Annotated in this window: 20 protein-coding genes; 6 read left to right on the top strand and 14 right to left on the bottom strand. The window is 59.4% G+C overall.

Features of this window, described 5'->3' with window-relative positions; genetic code table 11:
* Positions 1–54: 54 nt before the first annotated feature.
* From ED236_RS08455 to ED236_RS08470, 4 genes are all read right to left on the bottom strand, one after another.
* Positions 55–684, bottom strand: coding sequence for a type IV toxin-antitoxin system AbiEi family antitoxin domain-containing protein (locus ED236_RS08455; protein ID WP_240032085.1), 630 nt, complete (start codon positions 682–684; stop codon positions 55–57).
* A gap of 73 nt (positions 685–757) precedes the next feature.
* A complete protein-coding gene (locus tag ED236_RS12570) occupies positions 758–1,306 on the bottom strand; it encodes a MerR family transcriptional regulator (RefSeq protein ID WP_205125665.1) in 549 nt (182 codons plus the stop codon).
* Positions 1,290–1,652 (bottom strand): helix-turn-helix transcriptional regulator, encoded by a 363-nt coding sequence (locus ED236_RS08465; protein WP_123237541.1) that lies wholly within the window; start codon positions 1,650–1,652, stop codon positions 1,290–1,292. The genes ED236_RS12570 and ED236_RS08465 overlap by 17 nt, the downstream gene beginning before the upstream one ends.
* A 316-nt stretch (positions 1,653–1,968) precedes the next feature.
* Positions 1,969–2,667, bottom strand: a complete 699-nt coding sequence (locus ED236_RS08470) for an SDR family oxidoreductase (RefSeq protein WP_123237542.1) — start codon at positions 2,665–2,667, stop codon at positions 1,969–1,971.
* A 169-nt stretch (positions 2,668–2,836) separates the two neighbouring features.
* Here ED236_RS08470 and ED236_RS08475 point away from each other — a divergent pair, with 169 nt between their 5' ends.
* The 3 genes from ED236_RS08475 to ED236_RS08485 all read left to right on the top strand — a co-directional run bounded on the left by ED236_RS08475 (position 2,837) and on the right by ED236_RS08485 (position 4,575).
* The gene (locus ED236_RS08475; RefSeq protein WP_123237543.1) at positions 2,837–3,160 is read left to right on the top strand and encodes a rhodanese-like domain-containing protein; all 324 of its coding nucleotides are present in this window, start codon (positions 2,837–2,839) and stop codon (positions 3,158–3,160) included.
* Positions 3,161–3,168: 8 nt separating this feature from the next.
* The gene (locus ED236_RS08480) at positions 3,169–3,414 is read left to right on the top strand and encodes a sulfurtransferase TusA family protein (protein WP_123237544.1); all 246 of its coding nucleotides are present in this window, start codon (positions 3,169–3,171) and stop codon (positions 3,412–3,414) included.
* Positions 3,415–3,525: 111 nt separating this feature from the next.
* Positions 3,526–4,575: a zinc ribbon domain-containing protein gene (locus tag ED236_RS08485; protein WP_123237545.1), complete on the top strand. Its 1,050-nt coding sequence runs from the start codon at positions 3,526–3,528 to the stop codon at positions 4,573–4,575.
* 126 nt (positions 4,576–4,701) lie between these two features.
* On the opposite strand, the gene ED236_RS08490 is transcribed toward ED236_RS08485, so the two are convergent.
* The 3 genes from ED236_RS08490 to ED236_RS08500 all read right to left on the bottom strand — a co-directional run bounded on the left by ED236_RS08490 (position 4,702) and on the right by ED236_RS08500 (position 10,459).
* Positions 4,702–7,578: a valine--tRNA ligase gene (locus ED236_RS08490; protein WP_123237546.1), complete on the bottom strand. Its 2,877-nt coding sequence runs from the start codon at positions 7,576–7,578 to the stop codon at positions 4,702–4,704.
* A gap of 64 nt (positions 7,579–7,642) precedes the next feature.
* Positions 7,643–8,872 (bottom strand): FAD-binding domain-containing protein, encoded by a 1,230-nt coding sequence (locus ED236_RS08495; RefSeq protein WP_123237547.1) that lies wholly within the window; start codon positions 8,870–8,872, stop codon positions 7,643–7,645.
* Between the two features lie 3 nt (positions 8,873–8,875).
* A complete protein-coding gene (locus ED236_RS08500) occupies positions 8,876–10,459 on the bottom strand; it encodes a cryptochrome/deoxyribodipyrimidine photo-lyase family protein (protein ID WP_162299597.1) in 1,584 nt (527 codons plus the stop codon).
* A 122-nt stretch (positions 10,460–10,581) separates the two neighbouring features.
* Between ED236_RS08500 and ED236_RS08505 the strand changes: the two genes are divergently transcribed.
* From ED236_RS08505 to ED236_RS08515, 3 genes are read left to right on the top strand one after another with little or no spacing between them, the layout of a single operon-like run.
* Positions 10,582–11,031, top strand: coding sequence for an NfeD family protein (locus tag ED236_RS08505; RefSeq protein ID WP_123237693.1), 450 nt, complete (start codon positions 10,582–10,584; stop codon positions 11,029–11,031).
* A gap of 38 nt (positions 11,032–11,069) precedes the next feature.
* Positions 11,070–11,912, top strand: coding sequence for an SPFH domain-containing protein (locus ED236_RS08510; protein ID WP_123237549.1), 843 nt, complete (start codon positions 11,070–11,072; stop codon positions 11,910–11,912).
* Positions 11,913–11,924: 12 nt separating this feature from the next.
* Positions 11,925–12,098: a PLD nuclease N-terminal domain-containing protein gene (locus tag ED236_RS08515; RefSeq protein WP_123237550.1), complete on the top strand. Its 174-nt coding sequence runs from the start codon at positions 11,925–11,927 to the stop codon at positions 12,096–12,098.
* Positions 12,099–12,124: 26 nt separating this feature from the next.
* On the opposite strand, the gene ED236_RS08520 is transcribed toward ED236_RS08515, so the two are convergent.
* The 7 genes from ED236_RS08520 to ED236_RS08545 all read right to left on the bottom strand — a co-directional run bounded on the left by ED236_RS08520 (position 12,125) and on the right by ED236_RS08545 (position 18,484).
* Positions 12,125–13,474, bottom strand: a complete 1,350-nt coding sequence (locus tag ED236_RS08520) for a sulfatase-like hydrolase/transferase (RefSeq protein ID WP_240032086.1) — start codon at positions 13,472–13,474, stop codon at positions 12,125–12,127.
* Positions 13,475–13,751: 277 nt separating this feature from the next.
* The gene (locus tag ED236_RS12660; RefSeq protein WP_240032087.1) at positions 13,752–14,123 is read right to left on the bottom strand and encodes a hypothetical protein; all 372 of its coding nucleotides are present in this window, start codon (positions 14,121–14,123) and stop codon (positions 13,752–13,754) included.
* A 215-nt stretch (positions 14,124–14,338) separates the two neighbouring features.
* Positions 14,339–15,097, bottom strand: a complete 759-nt coding sequence (locus ED236_RS08525) for a HesA/MoeB/ThiF family protein (protein WP_123237551.1) — start codon at positions 15,095–15,097, stop codon at positions 14,339–14,341.
* A 3-nt stretch (positions 15,098–15,100) separates the two neighbouring features.
* Positions 15,101–15,835 (bottom strand): type II secretion system protein, encoded by a 735-nt coding sequence (locus ED236_RS08530; protein WP_123237552.1) that lies wholly within the window; start codon positions 15,833–15,835, stop codon positions 15,101–15,103.
* Complete coding sequence (locus ED236_RS08535; protein ID WP_148042274.1) at positions 15,835–17,136, bottom strand: hypothetical protein; 1,302 nt, start codon at positions 17,134–17,136, stop codon at positions 15,835–15,837. Before ED236_RS08535 ends, ED236_RS08530 begins: the two co-directional genes overlap by 1 nt.
* A 41-nt stretch (positions 17,137–17,177) precedes the next feature.
* The gene (locus tag ED236_RS08540) at positions 17,178–17,861 is read right to left on the bottom strand and encodes a hypothetical protein (protein ID WP_123237554.1); all 684 of its coding nucleotides are present in this window, start codon (positions 17,859–17,861) and stop codon (positions 17,178–17,180) included.
* A complete protein-coding gene (locus ED236_RS08545) occupies positions 17,858–18,484 on the bottom strand; it encodes a hypothetical protein (RefSeq protein WP_123237555.1) in 627 nt (208 codons plus the stop codon). The genes ED236_RS08540 and ED236_RS08545 overlap by 4 nt, the downstream gene beginning before the upstream one ends.
* Positions 18,485–18,521: the final 37 nt, after the last annotated feature.

Here is an 18,521-nt window from a genome sequence, read left to right on the forward strand (position 1 = left end):
TCCTACCAAATTTTTAAACCAAAGAGAAGCCCGCCCGTCTCGGCGGCCGTGGCGTCAATCGTGGGCGACTGCTTCCATGTAGGGGCGCATCACGGTGGCGACGCGGCAATCCTGAGCGTAGCGCCACAGGTCGTCTGCGGACGCCTTACGCGTCCTCCATGCGTCTTTCAAGGCCTCCAGCGCCACATCCAGACCGATCTTGTTGCGATGCTTGAAGCAATCGACCACGGTCTTGGCCGGGCTGTAGATCCGCACCTTCACCCCGTTGCATAAGTGTTCTTCGACGCCTGCCAGATGAGCGCTACCGGCCATCTGAACCATCCGGATCGGCGGATAGTCGATCCGGGGTGAGTGGCTGCCGCGTGGCATGGCGATCCATATTTGACGCGGTAGTTGGGTGGTCAGCCCGTGAAACTGGAGTGCGGTGAGCAGGCAGAACACGGCTTGTGGCACCCTGGTGGCGACAAGGGCAAGACTCTCAAATTCCGTCACCCGTGCGCCTGGCAGACGGTAAAGACCACGCCCGACCCGTTCCAGCAGTCCTGCTGCAGTCATGCGCGTCAGGATGACCCGGGGCGAGCTGATGGCGTCCAGATCGCTGGCACGTAGCAGCCCTCTCCGGCTGGCCAGATCAAGGATGCGCTGGGTGTGGGTCTCGGAGAGCATTGATGGAGTGTGTTCCATTTGTTCTCCAATTTCAATTAATCAACGAAATATCGGAACGCATGACAACACACTTCGCCACGGCCCACCCCAACTACGGGGCATCAGCATTCCCTTTCATCGGGTACCGGCATGGGCGCAGGTGATGCATCTCCCAGAGGAAGAGTTCCTCGATGCTGAAGCGGATGACGTCACCGTTTGCGATCCGGTAGAACGGAATGCCGAGCCGCAGGCGTTCCTGATTCTGGTGAATCCAGTAACCGGGCAAGCCAGTGATGTCGACCACATCTTTGGCGGAGTAAAAAACCCGATCACGGCGTTCAGGCCGCTTCAGCATCATCTGCTCGATGGCATCTTCACGTGCTGTGGGAGATGATTCGGACAACGGGCGTCCGGCAGGGGATTTCCAAGTGACCCGAGCCTTGCGCTCGAAGGCTTCAACCTCCATCAGAAGGTAACGGACAGATCTGTTGAGGTGCCAGGCGGGCGGGCCGATTCCTTCCGAGCGCCACTTTTGCAGCGTCTTGGGTGAGAGATTCCACCTCGAGGACAACTGGTTTTCATCGAGGACCGGATACGTGATGACTGGCTCATCCGGGCTGGGCGCAACGCCCTGCTTGTTGGCATCAACCTTGGGCTTCATCGCGCGCCTCCGTCAGCGCGGCCTCGGCCGCTTCAAGACTGCCGTACTGCGCGATGAGTGCGAAGGCCTCGCTCAAGTAGTACCGCTTTGGTTCGGGGGCGGCGGGCGCGGGAGATTCGACAACGAGCTGCGCGTCGTTCAAGGATGGCAGCGGCACTTCGTTGGACATGCCCTGGCGGATCGCCTGCTCATAGGTGACGATCTCATCGACTGGATAGCGGATGGCCTTTGACAGCTTGATGTACGGCGGGCCGCGTTCTTCGCTACGCCAGCGCTGCAGGGTCTTGATGCTGACGTTCCACCGACGTGCGAGCTCCGTTTCGGTGAAGGCGGGTTCGGTTTGCATGGCATTTCCTTTCGTCGTTCGTGCCGGGCATTACGGCGACAAACGAGAGGAAAGCCAAGTTGCGGCCCCGAGATTCCCCGGCAGTCGTGGCAACTGCGAGTGCCAATCGGCCTCTCTGAACTTACAATCATGGGCATGTGCGGTTGCGCGAAATCCTTCCCCGGAATCGCGCGAGGGTCTCAAGGCTTCCGACCGGGGCTGAGAGACTGCTGATATGTGGGTTTGGTTTTCTGTTAAACTACACCACCAGGTTCTAAAAGGGTTTAGTCTTCGGACTAAACCCTTTTTGTTTTCTGGTTAACTCATATTAGCTGGTTTACCAAGGCACCGCTTTTCCATCGTAAGCGAAGAAGCTGCCTGAGTCGTCAGCATGCAAGTTGGCGATGATGCCGCGCATGCCGGTGACACTTTGCTCGGGCGTGATCAGTGCGTTCGGGCCACCCATGTCGGTCAGCACCCAGCCCGGGTGCAGTAGCACCGCTTTGATGCCGTCGTTTGCCAGGTCCAGCGCCAGGCTTTTCACCACCATGTTCACTGCTGTCTTGCTGGAGCGGTACAGATAATTGCCGCCGCTACCGTTATCCGCGATGCTGCCCATTTTGCTGGTGATGGTGGCGATGGTTCTGGCCTTGCCACGCAGCAGATGGTGGTGGAACGCCTCGGCCATTTTCAGAGGTGCCATGCTGTTGATGCGGAATGCATCTGCCCAAGCTGCATAATCGGTGTGGCCGAAGCGGCGGTCATGGGTGTCGGCATAGATGCCAGCGTTGTTGATCAGCACATCCACAGCCTGTGTGGAAAGTGTGCTGGCAAGCCGGTCTATCTGTGCATGATCGGCCACATCGACTGCGTGCAGTTTAATGAGGTCAGGATGCTGGCCGACCAGTTCGCTCAGCGCGTGGGCCTGCGCTGGCTGCCGGCAACAGGCGTGGACCAGCCAGCCATCTGCTGTGTATTGCCGTACGAATTCCAGTCCCAGGCCGCGATTCGCGCCGGTGATCAATACTGTTTGCATGTGTACACTCCTGTTCCAGTCCAAGCCGGTCAGCGCAGCATGTGGGGCTTGGGGTTATAATCAAGCGATTAAAATACGATAAAAACCTTACTCATGTATGAGCCGTCGATCCGGTGCAGGTTCCGATCGACGCGCCTAGTCTAGAGTATCAAATGAAGGTAGCAAGTTAATGAGTGCTTATCAGGAAATCGAAGCCGAGCAGTTGCATCAATTGCTCGCCGTGCAAAAGATCCAGCTGGTGGATGTACGTAATGACGACGAAGTCGCGCGTGGCATCATCCCCGGCGCGCAGCACATCACGCTCGCCAACATCCCCATGAAACATGAAGCGCTGCTGTCAGAGCATGTGCCGCTGGTGTTCTATTGTCATAGTGGTATCCGCTCCGCACATGCGGCCAGCTTTCTGGCCAGCAAGGGCCGTGAACAGGTATATAACCTGCGCGGTGGCGTGCTGGCCTGGGGTAAAGCCGGTTATGCGTTTGGCAGCAAGTAGGAAACGGTATGGAGTTTGATAAGGAACTGGATGCGCGTGGGCTCAACTGCCCGCTGCCCATCCTGCGCTGCAAGAAGGGGCTGGCCGAGATCACGGCGGGTCAGGTACTCAAAGTGCTGGCTACCGACCCTGGCTCGGTGAAAGATTTTCAGGCTTTCTGCAAGCAGACCGGCCACGAGATGCTGTCCATGCAAGAGAATGAAGCGGTGCCCAAGAAGGAATTCATCTTCCATATCCGCAAGCGTGTTGCGTGAGCCATCCGCCCGCCTGTTTGTAAGGTGGTGCTGCGAGTCGGTGGTCAGGCCGACCATGCTGGCGTGCCATCGAATCCGGTTTGACTGGTTTATCTAGAAGGGTGTGATGCCATGAGCAAAGGCCTGCGCTTGTCAGAAAAGTGGTTCAACCGTGGCCTGTGGACCATCGCCATCGTGTTCGCCAGCTTCCTGATCGGCCTGGGTGGCACCATCATCGGTGATTTGCCGCACGTCACGCGTGATTATCGTCTGGACGATTTCATCCAACAGCCTGCTGCCGGGGAGCTGCGTGATGCACTCAAGCAGGCGCAGCAATCACGCACTGATCTCAACGAACAAGCCCATCAGGCGCAGATCCGTCTGGATACTGCCAATAATGACTACAACACCGCCTATGCCAGTTTCAATAACTGGTTGGCGACACGCAGTGCCACCGAACAAGCTTCCCAGGATGAGGCGCTGATCCAGCGCACCCAGGCACTGGATAGCCTCAAGCAGCAGCAACGTCAGCGTCTGGCCGAGGTGGATGCGCTGAGCCAGCAGCAGGATCAAGCTGAACAAGCGCAGCAGGCCTTGCAGGACAAGTTGGCGGTGCTGGAGCAGGCTGCACAGAAAAAGCTGGACCAGCAGTGGCGCCATCAGGAGATCCAGGTATTCCTGTACCGGCTGATGCTGACCTTGCCTTTGCTGATGATCGCCGCCTGGTTGTTCGCCAAAAAGCGCAAAACGGCCTATTGGCCGTTTGTCTGGGGCTTCATCCTGTTCGCGCTGTTCGCCTTTTTCGTCGAGCTGGTGCCTTATCTGCCCAGTTACGGCGGCTACGTGCGCTATCTGGTGGGGATCGTGTTGACCGTGGTGATCGGGCGTCAGGCCATCATCGCCTTGAATGCGTATCTGGAGAAGCAGAAGCTGGCCGAGCAATTGCCGGATGCGCAGCGCCGCGTGGAGCTGAGTTACGACATCGCCCTGGCACGGCTGGCCAAACAGCTGTGTCCTGGTTGTGAGCGTCAGGTGGATCTGAAAGACGCCAGCATCGACTTTTGTCCGCATTGCGGCATTGGCCTGCATGATCATTGCACACAGTGCCAGGCGCGTAAAAGCGCCTTTGCCAAGTTCTGCCACCGCTGCGGCTGTGCGGCGCCTCAAGCCAGCGCGTCATAAGCACTGACGCCGCTTGACGTTGAACGCAAAATTAACCCGCAGAGTTCATAGTGTGAACGCGCAGAGTTACTCATAGCAAAACGGGGTGCCGCATTGCAGCCCCCCGTTTTTGTCAGCAGCGTCCGTTTATTTCAGTTTGGCCAGCTGCGCCTGCAACTTTTCCAGCGTGGTGCTGAACTCGGCCAGGCGCGCCTTCTCCTGTTCCACCACTGCTGCTGGAGCACGTGCGACAAAGCCTTCGTTGCCCAGTTTGGCCTGCGCTTTTGCGATCTCGCCTTGCAGCCGCACCACTTCCTTGCCCAGGCGTTCCTTCTCTGCGGCCACGTCGATCTCGATCTTGAGCATGAGCTTGAAATCGCCCGCCAGCGCTACCGGCGCATCGGCTTCCGGCAGGTCAGCCAGGATCTCTACCTCGGCCAGCTTGGCCAGTGCCTTGATGTAAGGCGCATAGTGGCTAAGCTGTGCTGCATCGCCAGCGGCGATCAGCGGCACGCGTTGTGCGGGGGAAACGCCCATCTCGCCACGCAGGCTGCGGCAGGCATCGACCGCGGCTTTGAGCGTGGCCACCCAGGCTTCGGCCTGCGTGTCGATCTTGCCGGGCTGGCTGACCGGGTAGGCTTGCAGCATGATGCTGGGGCCTGGGCTATGGAGGTCGCGGCCACTCAGCGGGCCTACGGTCTGCCAGATCTCTTCGGTGATGAACGGCATGATGGGATGCGCCAGACGCAGCATGGTCTCCAGCACGCGCAGCAGGGTGCGGCGTGTGGCACGTTGCTGTGCTGCGCTGCCCTGTTGCAGCTGCACTTTGGCCAGCTCCAGATACCAGTCGCAATACTGGTCCCACACGAATTCGTAGATGGCTTTGGCGGCCAGGTCGAAGCGGTACTCGCTGAACGCACGTTCCACCTCGGCTTCAGTGCGCTGCAGCTGGCTGACGATCCAGCGGTCGGCCTGCGAGAACTCCAGATAGCCATCACGGCATTCTTCCAGACCGTTGTCTTGCGGCGAGCCGTCTTCATTCACACAGTTCATCAGCACGAAGCGCGTGGCGTTCCACAGCTTGTTGCAGAAATTGCGGTAGCCTTCGCAGCGCTGCAGGTCGAACTTGATGTCGCGGCCGGGGCTGGCCAGCGAGGCGAAGGTGAAGCGCAGCGCGTCGGTGCCGAACGCCGGGATGCCTTCCGGGAATTCCTTGCGCGTGCGCTTTTCGATCTGCTCCGCCTGCTTGGGGTTCATGAGGCCGGTGGTGCGCTTCTTGATCAGCGCATCCAGCGCGATGCCGTCGATCAGATCGATCGGGTCCAGCACATTGCCCTTGGATTTGCTCATCTTCTGGCCTTCCGCATCGCGGATAAGGCCGTGCACATACACATGCTTGAACGGGATCTTGCCGGTCAGGTGCTTGGTCATCATGACCATGCGCGCCACCCAGAAGAAGATGATGTCGAAGCCGGTGACCAGCACGGAGGAAGGCAGATACTGTTGCAGCATCTGGTTATGGGCATCCGTGGCCGCGTCGCCGGTCCAGTCCAGCGTGGAGAACGGCCATAACGCCGAGGAGAACCATGTGTCCAGTACATCGTTGTCGCGTGTAAGGGCACCGGTATAGCCATCCTTGGCAGCCAACGCCTTCGCTTCAGCCTCGTCGTGCGCCACGTACACCTTGCCATCCTCGCTATACCAGGCCGGGATCTGGTGACCCCACCACAGTTGACGCGAGATACACCAATCCTGGATGTTATTGAGCCACTGGTTGTAGGTATTGACCCAGTTTTCCGGCACGAACTGGATCTCGCCATTAGCAACCACCTCCAGCGCTTTTTCGGTGATGCTCTTGCCATCCGCGCCTGGCTTGCTCATGGCCACGAACCACTGGTCGGTGAGCATGGGTTCGATGACCACACCGGTACGGTCGCCACGTGGCACCTTGAGTTTGTGTTTCTCGGTCTTTTCCAGCGCGTCAATCGCTTCTAGGTCAGCCACCACCTGCTTGCGTGCCGCGAAACGTTCTATACCCTGATATGGGGCTGGTGCGGCTTCGTTGATGTGTCCGTCCAGCGTCAGGATGCTGATCATGGACAGGCCATGGCGATGCCCAACGGCATAGTCGTTGAAATCATGCGCAGGCGTGACCTTGACCACGCCGGTACCGAATTCGCGGTCTACATAATCATCCGCGATGACCGGGATGCTACGACTGCACAATGGCAGCTGCACGGATTTGCCTATCAGGTGCTGATAACGCTCATCTTCAGGATGCACCATCACGGCCACATCGCCCAGCATGGTTTCCGGGCGGGTAGTGGCCACGGTCAGGTGCGTCAGGCCCTTGACCGTGTCGGCCTCGACCAGCGGGTAATTGATGTGCCACAGATGGCCGTCTTCTTCCTCCTGCAACACTTCCAGGTCAGAGACCGCCGTGCCCAGCTTCACGTCCCAGTTCACCAGGCGTTTGCCAGGGTAGATCAGGCCTTCGTTGTACAGGCGCACGAAACTGTCGGTGACCACCTTGTTGAGGCCGGCGTCCATGGTGAAGCGCTCGCGGCTCCAGTCCGGCGAGGTGCCCAGACGGCGCATCTGCTGGGTGATGGTGCCGCCGGAGTATTCCTTCCATTCCCAGACTTTCTCCAGGAATTTCTCGCGTCCCAGTTCATGGCGGCTGATGCCCTGCGCATCAAGCTGGCGTTCCACCACGATCTGCGTGGCGATACCCGCATGGTCGGTACCCGGTTGCCACAAGGTGTTGGCACCGCGCATGCGGTGATAGCGCGTCAGCGTGTCCATCAGGGTCTGGTTGAAGCCGTGGCCCATGTGCAGCGTGCCAGTCACATTAGGTGGTGGTAGCAGGATGCAGAAGTTGTCCTGCTTGCTACTGTCAGCGCCTGCGGCGTAGTAGCCGCGGCTTTCCCAGAACTGGTACCAGCGGCTTTCTATCTCTTTGGGTTCAAAGGATTTTGCCAGTGACTGCGCGGCAGGATGAGTGGGGGTGTTTGGTGTCGTCATAAGGACGCGATTTTAGCACAGCCACCCGGCCTGTCGGCAGCCTGGGCAGCCAGCGCATCGCGGGTCAGGGCTTGCGATAGTGGCTGTCGCCAAGCAGTTGCGGGCCGACTTTTTGCCAGTAACGCGAGAAGCGTTTCAAGTCGCTGGCACGTAGTTGCACCTCCGCGATCGGCTCTTCTGCCACCCAGTGCACTGCGAATTTCGCCAGCAAGCGCTGCAGATCGCGGTTCGGTGAGGCTTGCGTGACGATGCCACCTATATCCAGTGCGCTCAACACGGCGCGTGTATCGCCCACCCACACGCTCACCTGTTCCATCTCGCTCAGACAATCCGCCATGAATTGCAGCCGGTGCAGCGCCCAGTGTCCATGCAATGCCGGGTCGAAGATGAACACGGCGTGTTCCGCCTCGGCCAGCAGCGGATGCAAGGGGGACAGCATCTCGTCGTGCACCAGCACCGTGGTCTTGCTGCCAGCAGGTGCGCTCATGCCAGGCAGCGCCTTCACGGCATACTGGCGTGCTGGTGCGTGTGACGGGCCGAACAGACGCTGGTTGAGCGCCTCGTAACTGGCATCGAACGGGCATTGGGCGGTGCAATCCTGGCAATAGCGGCCAGCGCTATATTTTTCCAGGTTCTCTTTGTTGAAGTAGTAGGGTTTGGCGCCGAAGGTGGAGGCCACCCATTGCCAGGACAGGCTGTTGGAGGCGATGTCGCCGTCCAGCAGCTGCGCTTCGTACCAGTCCGCTGCCGCCCGCCAGTCCACCTTGCGCCAGTGCAGCAGGTAGGCCGCGAACCACATGCGGGCATGGTTATGCACATAGCCGTCGTTGACGAGGTCGCTGATGAAAGCGTCCATGCATGGCAAGCCGGTCTCGCCCGCCAGCACATCCGCGGGGATTGGCGCGCGGCCCACCGCCACTTTGGGTGACTCCATATCGGAGCGTATGGTGTCGCCCTGCATGGTCCACACCTGCCGCCAGTAGTCACGCCAGGCGAATTCGAACAACAGTTTCTCGGCGCGTGTGCCGTGCTTGAGTTTGACCGCCTTGATGGCCTCGTTCAGGGTGATGCAGCCATGGCGCAGGTAAGGGGACAGGCGTGTCACCGCGCCATCCAGGAAATTGCGGCTACGCCCGTAGGCGATACCATCCACGGTGGCCAGCGTGCTGAGCGCAGCAAGCCGCCCCCCACGCCAGTGGTCTGCCAGGTCCGGGCCGGTGGCGTCCGGAAAGGTCTGGCGTATCAAGGTCAGTCGTTCCTGGTGGTCATGAGGGAGTGTGAGTGGTGTGGCCATGATTCAGAACAGGTCCAGTTGATGATGGTTGGTTTTGCGTCCACGGCGTGCGGCGACCTCTTTGCCTTGCGCGTCCCGTGCGCTGCCCGGCATGCCTTTGCGCGAGGCATGCTTGTGTACCACCTCGCGCGCTTGCTGGCGTGCTTCCAGTTGCTGGCGTACCGCCAAAATGCGTGCGCGGGCCTCGCGGGTGGCGGTTTCCACATCCAGCAGCGGGGCCGGGTAGTCGCGGCCGATCACGCAGCCCGTGCGTAATTGCAGCGCCGCTGGCATATGCCAGGGTTCAAAGATCCAGCTATCCGGCACCTGGCGCAGCGCAGGCAGCCAGTGGCGCACGAACGCGCCGCTGGGGTCCTGGTCATGGGCCTGCTTGATGGGGTTGTAGATGCGCAAGGCGTTGATGCCCGTGGTACCGGACTGCATCTGTACCTGTGGCCAATGGATGCCCGGTTCGTAGTCGGTGAATTCGCGTGCCAGATGCAGGCCTGGGATGCGCCAGTGCAGCCAGTACAGGTAAGACGCGCTGCTCATCAGCATGGCGCGCATGCGGAAGTTGATCCAGCCGGTCTGGCGCAGCATGGCCATGCAGGCATCCACCAGTGGCCAGCCGGTCTCGCCGCGCGTCCAGGCGCGCAGGCGTTGCTGCTGCTCCATGCTGCTGGGTTCGGCTGCGCGCAGGGTGTCATGAGCACGGTGCAGATTGTGGAATTCCAGCGCTGGTTCCGATTCCAGCTTCTGCATGAAATGACAATGCCAGTGCAGACGGCTTTCGAATGCGGTCAGCCCGGCAGACAGGCCTCTGGGTGCGGCCGAGTCCTGCAGTTTCAGGGCGATGCGGCGCTGGCGTGTAGCTTGTACCAGTTCGCGCATGCTCAGCGTGCCCCAGGCCAGATAAGGGGATAAGCGTGAACAGGCGCTGCTTGCGGTCAGCGGGCTGGACATGCAAGGCCGGTAACGCGCAGCGCGGCCGTCGAGAAAATCCTCCAGCAGTGCGATGGCAGGCTGACGGCCTCCGGTCTGGCGGCGCGGTTTATCGGTGCCTGCAGCCTGTGGTCGTGGTACGGTGTTGTGCAGCAGGCTGGCCGGGATCACAGCAGCGCATACCTGCGTGGGCAGCTGGTATTGTGCGGCACGCATGCGCTGCTCCCACAGGCCGTTCCAGCGGTTGCGGTCAGCCAGGCGGCGCACCACGCCATGCTGAGGGTATTCATTCCAGTGCGTGCCATGCGTGCGACACCAGGTAGCCACCGCTTTGTCCACGCTAAATGTGGCATCGTTGCCGGTCTCCTCATGGCTCCACAGTCCAGCGATCTGCACATGACGGCGCAACTGCTGCAAGGCATCCACCATGCCGCGCGGCCACACCAGCAGGGGCAGCCCGAGCTGGGCGAGATCACCGCGCAGTGCATTCAGGCATTCCTCGGCGAACTGCGCATGTTGTTGTGCATAATCCGCGCCAGCCAGCACACTGGGTTCCCAGGCGAACAGGGCGAGTACCGGACCGGCACGGCAGGCTTCGGCAAGTGGCGCGTGGTCGTGGATGCGCAGATCACGCTTGAACCAGACGATGTGGATGGGGGAGGACATACCCCGCTTTGAGCATGCGTCCATGCGGCGGTTCCATTTCGAAAAAATCTGCTAGCATGACAGCAGTGAACCGCTTGTTTTGAATCTGGACCTGAAACGTATTGCAAGCCTGGGAGACTGAATTGGAACCGATCTGGAGCTGGGGGGTGCTGGGCCTGGTGTTGTTGGCGCTTGAAATGGCCACCGGCACCTTGTACATCCTGTGGTTTGGTATTGCCGCCCTGTGCCTGAGTGGGGCGATGTGGGCCTTGCCCGGTCTGCCTTTGTCTGCCCAGCTGTTCATGTTTGCGGCACTGTCCATAGGCTCGCTGGCGATCTGGAAGCTCAATTACAAGAAGTCTGCCGCAGGGGATCTGCGTGTGGGGCAATCGCGTGGGGACGAGGTAGGCCGTACCGGCATCATCATCGAGGCGGTCAGCCCGCGTCAGGCTGGAAGTATCCAGTTCGCTCAGGGCGTGATGGGGAGCCGTGTATGGGCCGCCATCGCGGACCAGCCGCTCGCGGTGGGGACGGAAGCCGAGATCGTCGCGGTAGAAGGTAACACCTTGCGCGTGCGCGCGACTGGCCATTGAACATGCCTGCCACAGGCAGCGCTCATTAAGGAACCATCATGACCGAATTCATGTTTGTACTGCTGATCCCCGTGTTCATCCTGATCTGGAAGGGCATACGCATCGTGCCGCAGGGTGAGGAGTGGGTGGTGGAACGGCTGGGCAAATTCAGCGCCGTGATCACGCCCGGCCTGCACGTGATCAATCCGGTGTTCAGCAAGGTGAGCTACAAAGTCACCACCAAGGACATCATCCTGGAGATCCCGCAGCAGGAAGTCATCACCAAGGACAACGCGGTGATCCTGGCCAATGCCGTGGCCTTCATCAAGGTGACCAATATCGAGCGCGCAGTGTATGGCATCGATAATTTCGCGGAAGCCATGCGCAACATGGTGCAGACCAGCCTGCGTTCCATCATCGGTGGCATGGACCTGAATCAGGCGCTGACCTCGCGTGACCGTATCAAGGCCGAGCTGAAAGCCTCCATTGCGGACGAGGCCGCGGACTGGGGCCTGACGGTGAAATCGGTCGAGATCCAGGACATCAAACCCTCACCCAATATGCAGCAGGCCATGGAGATGCAGGCCTCGGCAGAGCGTGAGCGCGTGGCGCTGGTGACGCGTTCCGAAGGCGAGAAGCAGGCCATCATCCTGAATGCAGAAGCGCGTCTGGAAGCGGCGCGTAAAGACGCTGAAGCACAGAAAGTAGCCGCTGAAGCTTCGGCGGAATCCATACGCCTCATCTCCAGCATGGTGCATGAGCATGCCAACTCGGCCACCTTCCTGCTCGGTGACCGCTATATCCAGGCCATGCAAAAGATTTCCGTTTCGGAAAACAGCAAGATCGTCGTGATGCCAGGCGATATCATCAACGCCGTCAAAGCCTTGACTGGCGGCAAATAACAGGAGAACTGCATGTCCTCATTGCTCGGTTTACTGATTCTGATCGCCGATATCTACGCGATCATCAAAATCGCTCAAAGCTCGGCGGAAACCTTACCCAAGATCCTGTGGATCCTGGGCGTGATCTTCTTCCCTGTGCTTGGCCTCATCGTCTGGTATCTGGCTGGCCCTGGCGGCAAGAACTAAGGGTGCGCTCTTAATTCAGAACGCGCTCATTTATCCAGAAAGCGGTTCAGGTCCTGCATCGTCTGCATGATGATGGGCCTGGACCGTTGCGTTAATGCACGTTGTTGTTGCATGCTGAGTGCGTGGTCATCACTGCCCGTGGCGTAGTTGCCCGTGGTGCCAGTGACGTTCATCACCATTTTCGCGTTGGCATCCACATAGGCGATGCGATTCCAGTCGGAAACATAGGTGTACTGACGATCCGCTTTCAGCAGGTTCTGCCCCAGCGCGTAATCCGCAACCGGGTTGTTGACACCCAGCAAAGGCATCAGGGTCGGCACGATGTCCATATGACTGGTCATGTGCTCATGCGTCTGGCCTTTTTTGCCGGGCAGATACACCAGCAGCGGTGTGCGTATCTGTTCATCGACAAACGTGGAGTTGTGGCCCCAGAAGCCATGTTCCATGAATTCTTCTCCATGATCGCCAACCACCACGACGATGGTGGTTTCCAGTAAGCCCTTCTGCTCAAGATGCTCGAATACCCGTGCAAACTGGCTATCCAGGTGGTGCACTGCATTGACATAACGGTTCTTGATCAGGCCCATGTCCGCACGCAGCTCTTTGCGGCTCAGCGTCGCATAATTGATGTCATCGCGGTAGGGTTTGCGGATGGCGCTTTCAGGCGGGAAGTAATAGCGCGCGTGCGGTGATTCAAAAAACATGAACGAGAAGAACGGACGCTGCGGGTCACGCTGGTCAATGAACTCCAGCATGTCGGTCACATTTTGTCTGTCATTCTGCCAGCCCGCCAAACCCGAGTAGCCATTCGCTTTTAGCTGCGAGGCCGGTACCTTGCTGAACAATGCGCGATCAAACTCGGGGTAGCTGAAGTCGGCGCTGGTGAAAAGCCGCATCTGATAGTGTTGCTGTTGCAGCACATCCAGCAGCGCGGCACTGCGCTGATCTTCCTTGAACGGGAACCAGTAATTGCCGGGCAGGCCTGTAAACATGGAAAACACCCCCATGCGTGTACCGTTGCCACCGCTGAAGTGGTGGTTGAAGCGCTGTGCTTTGCTGGCAAATGTGGAAGTGGCAGGCATGACCTGCGGATTCAGCATGTCAGCGCGCCAGGACTCCGAGGTCAGCCAGACGATGTTGTAAGCTTGGGCGGACATAGTCAGGCTCAGTGGCTGCTTGGGGTAATGCAGGCGGGAGCCCAGCTTGAGGTTGGGACTGCTGCTCAGCTCGTAGCCCATCTTTCTAAAGAAACTGCGTGCCGTTACCGGCTGAAAGAACGGCACACTTTCCATCAGCATATTCTGCTGTACACGGTTAAAGGCTTCCTGAGTCGCGTAAGCGCCATGCACCGTCAGGCTGGCTACGGCAAGGGCCAACAGCACAAACCGCTTTGATGGACGCCAAGTCAGCAGGCGTTTATGGGCTAGGGTATGGCGACATGCACTAAGGAATGGAGCGAGTTGAGTTGTCCCATTCAGCCTGTATATAGCCCACCACAACAGCGTATGCATGAGCACAAAGCCTACAGCGATCAGCGCGAACCCGATGTTGGAGGCTTCGCTTCCTCCTAGAGAACCAAGGCCGCCCGGGGTTATCAACAGGTTGACGATGAATCCGTTGATGAACATCCCATACAGCGCATGGATCTTGGCCTTAGCATGCAGCAGCAGGCTGGTCAGCGTGGTAGCGAGTATTGCGACTGCTGCTGTCAGCGAGGCGCAGGAACGCCTTGAGCAATATCGTCCCAGCATTGCTGCCAGGCTGATGATCAATGCTGCTGGCAGCATGAAATAGGCGCCATAGCAAAGCCAGGTCATCAGCAACAGGATCAAGCTGCTCATGCCCTGCGTGGCGGCGGCGGAAAACTGGATTGAATCCCCGATAATGAAAAGGACAAGCAGATAGCTGATAAAGCAGTACTGCTGCAACACCGATGAACGCTGTGTTGTTGTGTGGATAGACTGCATGCCATGCCCCATGATGAAAACACTCATCATGCGCAATGGCTATGCCAGCCCCGTCCATGGGCGGGGCAAGTTGGTTTTGTAGCGCTTTAATTAAAAAATAGTGTTTAAATTCAGATTCTTGATGATTTTTTACGGCCTGGTTCGATGCGGCAGGATGCGCCGTGGCATTAGCGCAAGAATTGCAGGATCCGGCCTGCTGTTTGCGTCGGCCATACCAAAAATGCGTGTTTCAGCCCAATGCGTAAGACCGTAGTGACCTGGTTTTGGACGTGATTATGTTGTTTCGCGGCAGGCACACACCGGGCAATCCGCATCCCGATGCAGGCGTATCGTGCGCCAATCCATCTGTAACACATCCAGCAGCAACAAGCGGCCTTGCAGGCTATCTCCCACGCCCAGCAGCAGTTTCATGGCCTCAGCCGCCTGGGTCGTCCCTATCATGCCCACCAGCGGGGCAAAGACGCCGTTCTCCGCACAGCGCATGCCTTCTTCGTTGCCCATGTCCGGAAACAGGCAGTGGTAGCAGGGGCTTTCGGCGTTGCGCATGTCGAATACGCTGACCTGGCCTTCAAAATTGATGGCGGCGCCGGAGACCAGCGGTTTGCGCGCCGTGACGCAGGCGCGGTTCAGGGCATAGCGTGTCTTGAAATTATCGCTGCAGTCGATCACCACATCCGCGGCTGCCACCAGTGTGGCGAGCGCCGCTTCTGGCGAGCGCTCACGGATCACGTTCACTTGTACTTCCGGGTTGATCGCCTGCAAGGTGCCGCGTGCCGATTCGGCCTTGTTGATGCCCACACTGGCGCTACTGTGCACGATCTGCCGTTGCAGATTGGTGAGGTCCACCACGTCGTCATCACAGATGGTCAGTGTGCCCACCCCCCCAGCCGCCAGATACAGTGCGACAGGCGAGCCCAGGCCGCCTGCACCCAGGATGAGTGCATGGCTGTTGACCAGTTGCTGCTGGCCTTCATAGCCGATCTGCGGCAGCAGGATGTGGCGGCTGTAACGCAGTAATTGTTGATCGTTCATGGTTCAAGGCAACTGACCAGCGGCCAGCACACGACTCAGGTAAAGATGAGGGGATAACCATACCAGCAGATCGTCAAACTCACCACCAGGCTGGTCCGGATTATCACTGGCTACACGGTATATATAGACCCTGCCGTCACCATCGCTGTTGACTGCTTCGTCGCTATTGCTGGTGCTGCTGTCGGCGACCTTGCTGCCATCGGCGTTCCAGGCGCCGCCCGCCCGTGCACCATGTGAAACCACCACCGCCGGGATGTTGTTGCTGTTGCTGAGGTTGACCAGAGTGCCCGACGGGTTGCGGGTGCGCAGGGTGATGTCGCGGTTGGCCAGGCTGCCGATATGGATGCGGTTGGCCGCATCGGCATAAGCGGCGGTGACACTGTAGCCCAGGCGATGCTGCCAGCTGTCCAGTCCGGATATGCCTAATGCAGACCAGGGCAGCAGGCCTATCCGCTTGTTGCAGCCTAGCGTGCCCGGATCACGATCCTCGCTGCCATCCAGGGCGGAAATCGCGGGACAGGGCAGGTGGCCGTGACTGATGGCATAACCGATCAGGGCGTCGTGAGCCTCGCTGAGTTGCTGCCGTGTTTGCCGCTGGTGGGCCTGGTCCCGCATCGCGCTAAGCGGTGTGCTCATACTGCCTAACAACAAACCGACCATGGCCAGCACCATGGCCATTTCCACCAGCGAGAAGCCTTCTTGTACTGCGTGCTGCGGTTTGTGTGTACAAGTGCTCATCAGGGCAGGCTGCTGACCAGGTCATTGAAGTCACTAGCCGACAAACGTCGGCGCTCGAAGTGCTGATCTGGCAGGGCATTCTCACCTTCCAGATAAGCATCCAGAGACAGCATGGAAGTACGTGACTGGTTGAGCAGTGCAGGCCCTGCTGCGATCACCACCGCCATCTTGTTGTCTTGCGGCAGCCGCGACGCATTGCTTAAGTTGAGCAGGCCACCGCTGCCGCTACAGTCGGGACTGGTGGCGCCACAGGCTGGCGCACGTGCGTAATAGATCTGGTTGCGCCAGCCATTCTGCTGGAACCAGTTGTTGACGCTGCTACCACGCAGCAGTGAGTTGCTATCCCAGGCCGGTGATAGCCCGTGGGCGGCGATGCGCCCCTGGTCCGTGACAGCCAGACACAGACCGGCAGCCAGGCTGCCGGTACCTGTGCAACTGCTGTCATTGAAGGCCGCAGCATCGGGCAGGTAGCGCACACCGCCAGTACCCAGGCAGCTTGAAGCCACATGATCGCTATTGCCCATGCCGCAGAAGTAATCCAGCAAGGCGCGGGAGACCTCCATGGCGACGCGTTGTTGCATGCGCTGCTGGATCTGCGGCTGGGTGATGAGCGCCAGCGCATCGTTGAAATGAGAGGACGGTTCGGCCATCACGAAGCCGTCATTGCTGCCGTCCACGAAGCTGGCATTGTCATCGTGGCGATTGCTGTCCAGGTAGTGGCTGGGGTCGTTGCTGTGCAGGCTGTCACGTTGTTGCTGCAAGCCATCCATACGTTGCAGTGCTGCGCCTGGTGCCAGGATCACTGCCACCAGCCCTTGAGCAAGGTTCGCGTCATACAAACGGTAACCGTGCTGCTGGTACAGCGTGATGGTGCCTGCCGTATCCGCGTTGAGCGGAAAGGCGCGTGTGCTGTTCTTGTAGCGATTGGAAACCGCATACCATAGCCGCTCACCGCTGCCATCGCGCAGGTCGTCCAGGCCCAGTGTGCGCCAGGGCAGGCGCCCCAGCCGTCTGGACTGCTGACTACCAGCCGCATTGCCACAACTGAGTTCGGCGATTCCGTCATCGTCCAGGTCCGGGCAGGGCAGGTCGCCCGGCCGCGGACAATTGCCGGTACAACTGCCGGGGCTGAGGTCAACCGCATAGCTGAGCAAAGCCTGCTGTGCCGCTGCGAGCGCGCTGCGTGTCTTGTGCTGCTGGTATAGCCGCGCCTGCTGTACGCTTTGCGCCAGCAGGCTGCTGCCTGCCAGCAGCGAGGTCAGCATGAGCAGCGCCATCAATACCGCGCCGTTTTGCCGCATGGGGCTGCTGCAAGCCCACATCACATGATTTGATGTGCTGGTCATGGCGACGCAGGGGGTACGAGGGCAGCGGGCAGGGGAACGGCGGGGCCACCCACGCTGAGGCGCAGGCTGTGGGCATGGCCGGGTGGTCGTAGTTCCACGATGGCTTGAAAGCCGGGCTCCGGTTTTTTTGCTGGCTGCCTGTCCACATGCTTGTCCGGACGCTGCCAGGAAGCCGGATTATGGGCTTGAACGAACCGCATAGCCCAGCCCTTGCCTGGCTCGACCGGCGTCATGGTCTGGTTGATCCAGAGGGTGGCAGCGCCTGTGTTTGCCCAGCCTGTGTTTGAACCGTCTAGCTTTGAAGAGTCTAGCTTTGAAGAGTCTAGCTTTGAAGAGTCCAGGCTTGAAAAGCCAGGCTTTGAAGAGCTTGCGCCGTCAGAGCCTGAACTGATCGCCTGCACATAACCTTGTAAGGTCCAAAGCGGGCTAGACGGTGCCATGTCTACCAGTGAGGGCACAGCCAGCGCGCGGTCTATCTCCAGAGCACTCGTTTGCGCTGCCTCGCTTGCTGCAGGCTTGCTGCGCTGCAGGTCCAGGCGGACACGCTGCGCACTATCGGTGAAGAGTCGACCCAGATCGTCACTGCAGGCAGGCGATATCCAGCTCAACATCGTCATGCCAGTGATGCGGACTATCGCGTGCACCAGCATGCCCCAAGGCGGCGAGGTAGGCTTGTTCATGTCGTGGACTTCATTTTCAACAAGGCCCGCCATTCCAGCTCGCAGCTCACCTGCAGGCCTGGTGCGGATGAAGCAGGTGTCATGCTGCAACTCAAGATGCGCAACCGTGCGCCATGCTGCGACTGCAAAGCCTGCAGCACATTGACCAGATCACCCTCATGCCAAATCTGCATGTGCAGTGAAAGCAAGCTGGTTTGCAGATGCAACACGTGTTGATCACCACCGTGCTGACTGCCCAAAGGCAGCGCGTGCGGCGTGGGCTTGATGCTGAGGCGGAGTTGTTCGAGTTGCAGCGCTTGCGCCTGCGCTGCCAGCTGCTGGCTAAGCGCTGAGCTCAGCTGGGTAAGGTCGCTATTGAACCAGCCCTCAGATTGCAATCGCTGCAGTGCCGCCTGGTCCAGTTGCTGTTGCAGCTGTTGTTGATGTTCGCGCGCTTGTTGAACTGCCAGTGCCTGTTGCTGCTGTTGTTGCGTCTGCAGGGTATGCACTGCCAGCGCATGCGCGTGACTGGCATAAGCGGCCAGCGCCAGGGCGCTGCATAGCGAGGCTGCACTGATGCTGAGGGATAGCCACAGTGCCTGCAGGTATTGCCGCATGGTCTGAAAGTCCAGGCTGGTGTTCATGGCGGAGCGCTAATAAAAGACAGCTTATGCAGGTGAG

The sequence above is a fragment of the Pseudomethylobacillus aquaticus genome, from assembly GCF_003730115.1.
In the GTDB taxonomy this organism is placed as follows: Bacteria; Pseudomonadota; Gammaproteobacteria; order Burkholderiales; family Methylophilaceae; genus Pseudomethylobacillus; species Pseudomethylobacillus aquaticus.

Coding starts and splice junctions, on each gene's coding strand:
- ED236_RS08455 (WP_240032085.1), bottom strand. CDS start 684: ATGGAACACACTCCATCAATGCTCTCCGAGACCCACACCCAGCGCATC.
- ED236_RS12570 (WP_205125665.1), bottom strand. CDS start 1,306: ATGAAGCCCAAGGTTGATGCCAACAAGCAGGGCGTTGCGCCCAGCCCG.
- ED236_RS08465 (WP_123237541.1), bottom strand. CDS start 1,652: ATGCAAACCGAACCCGCCTTCACCGAAACGGAGCTCGCACGTCGGTGG.
- ED236_RS08470 (WP_123237542.1), bottom strand. CDS start 2,667: ATGCAAACAGTATTGATCACCGGCGCGAATCGCGGCCTGGGACTGGAA.
- ED236_RS08475 (WP_123237543.1), top strand. CDS start 2,837: ATGAGTGCTTATCAGGAAATCGAAGCCGAGCAGTTGCATCAATTGCTC.
- ED236_RS08480 (WP_123237544.1), top strand. CDS start 3,169: ATGGAGTTTGATAAGGAACTGGATGCGCGTGGGCTCAACTGCCCGCTG.
- ED236_RS08485 (WP_123237545.1), top strand. CDS start 3,526: ATGAGCAAAGGCCTGCGCTTGTCAGAAAAGTGGTTCAACCGTGGCCTG.
- ED236_RS08490 (WP_123237546.1), bottom strand. CDS start 7,578: ATGACGACACCAAACACCCCCACTCATCCTGCCGCGCAGTCACTGGCA.
- ED236_RS08495 (WP_123237547.1), bottom strand. CDS start 8,872: ATGGCCACACCACTCACACTCCCTCATGACCACCAGGAACGACTGACC.
- ED236_RS08500 (WP_162299597.1), bottom strand. CDS start 10,459: ATGTCCTCCCCCATCCACATCGTCTGGTTCAAGCGTGATCTGCGCATC.
- ED236_RS08510 (WP_123237549.1), top strand. CDS start 11,070: ATGACCGAATTCATGTTTGTACTGCTGATCCCCGTGTTCATCCTGATC.
- ED236_RS08515 (WP_123237550.1), top strand. CDS start 11,925: ATGTCCTCATTGCTCGGTTTACTGATTCTGATCGCCGATATCTACGCG.
- ED236_RS12660 (WP_240032087.1), bottom strand. CDS start 14,123: ATGGACGGGGCTGGCATAGCCATTGCGCATGATGAGTGTTTTCATCAT.
- ED236_RS08525 (WP_123237551.1), bottom strand. CDS start 15,097: ATGAACGATCAACAATTACTGCGTTACAGCCGCCACATCCTGCTGCCG.
- ED236_RS08530 (WP_123237552.1), bottom strand. CDS start 15,835: ATGAGCACTTGTACACACAAACCGCAGCACGCAGTACAAGAAGGCTTC.
- ED236_RS08535 (WP_148042274.1), bottom strand. CDS start 17,136: ATGCGGCAAAACGGCGCGGTATTGATGGCGCTGCTCATGCTGACCTCG.
- ED236_RS08540 (WP_123237554.1), bottom strand. CDS start 17,861: ATGAACAAGCCTACCTCGCCGCCTTGGGGCATGCTGGTGCACGCGATA.
- ED236_RS08545 (WP_123237555.1), bottom strand. CDS start 18,484: ATGAACACCAGCCTGGACTTTCAGACCATGCGGCAATACCTGCAGGCA.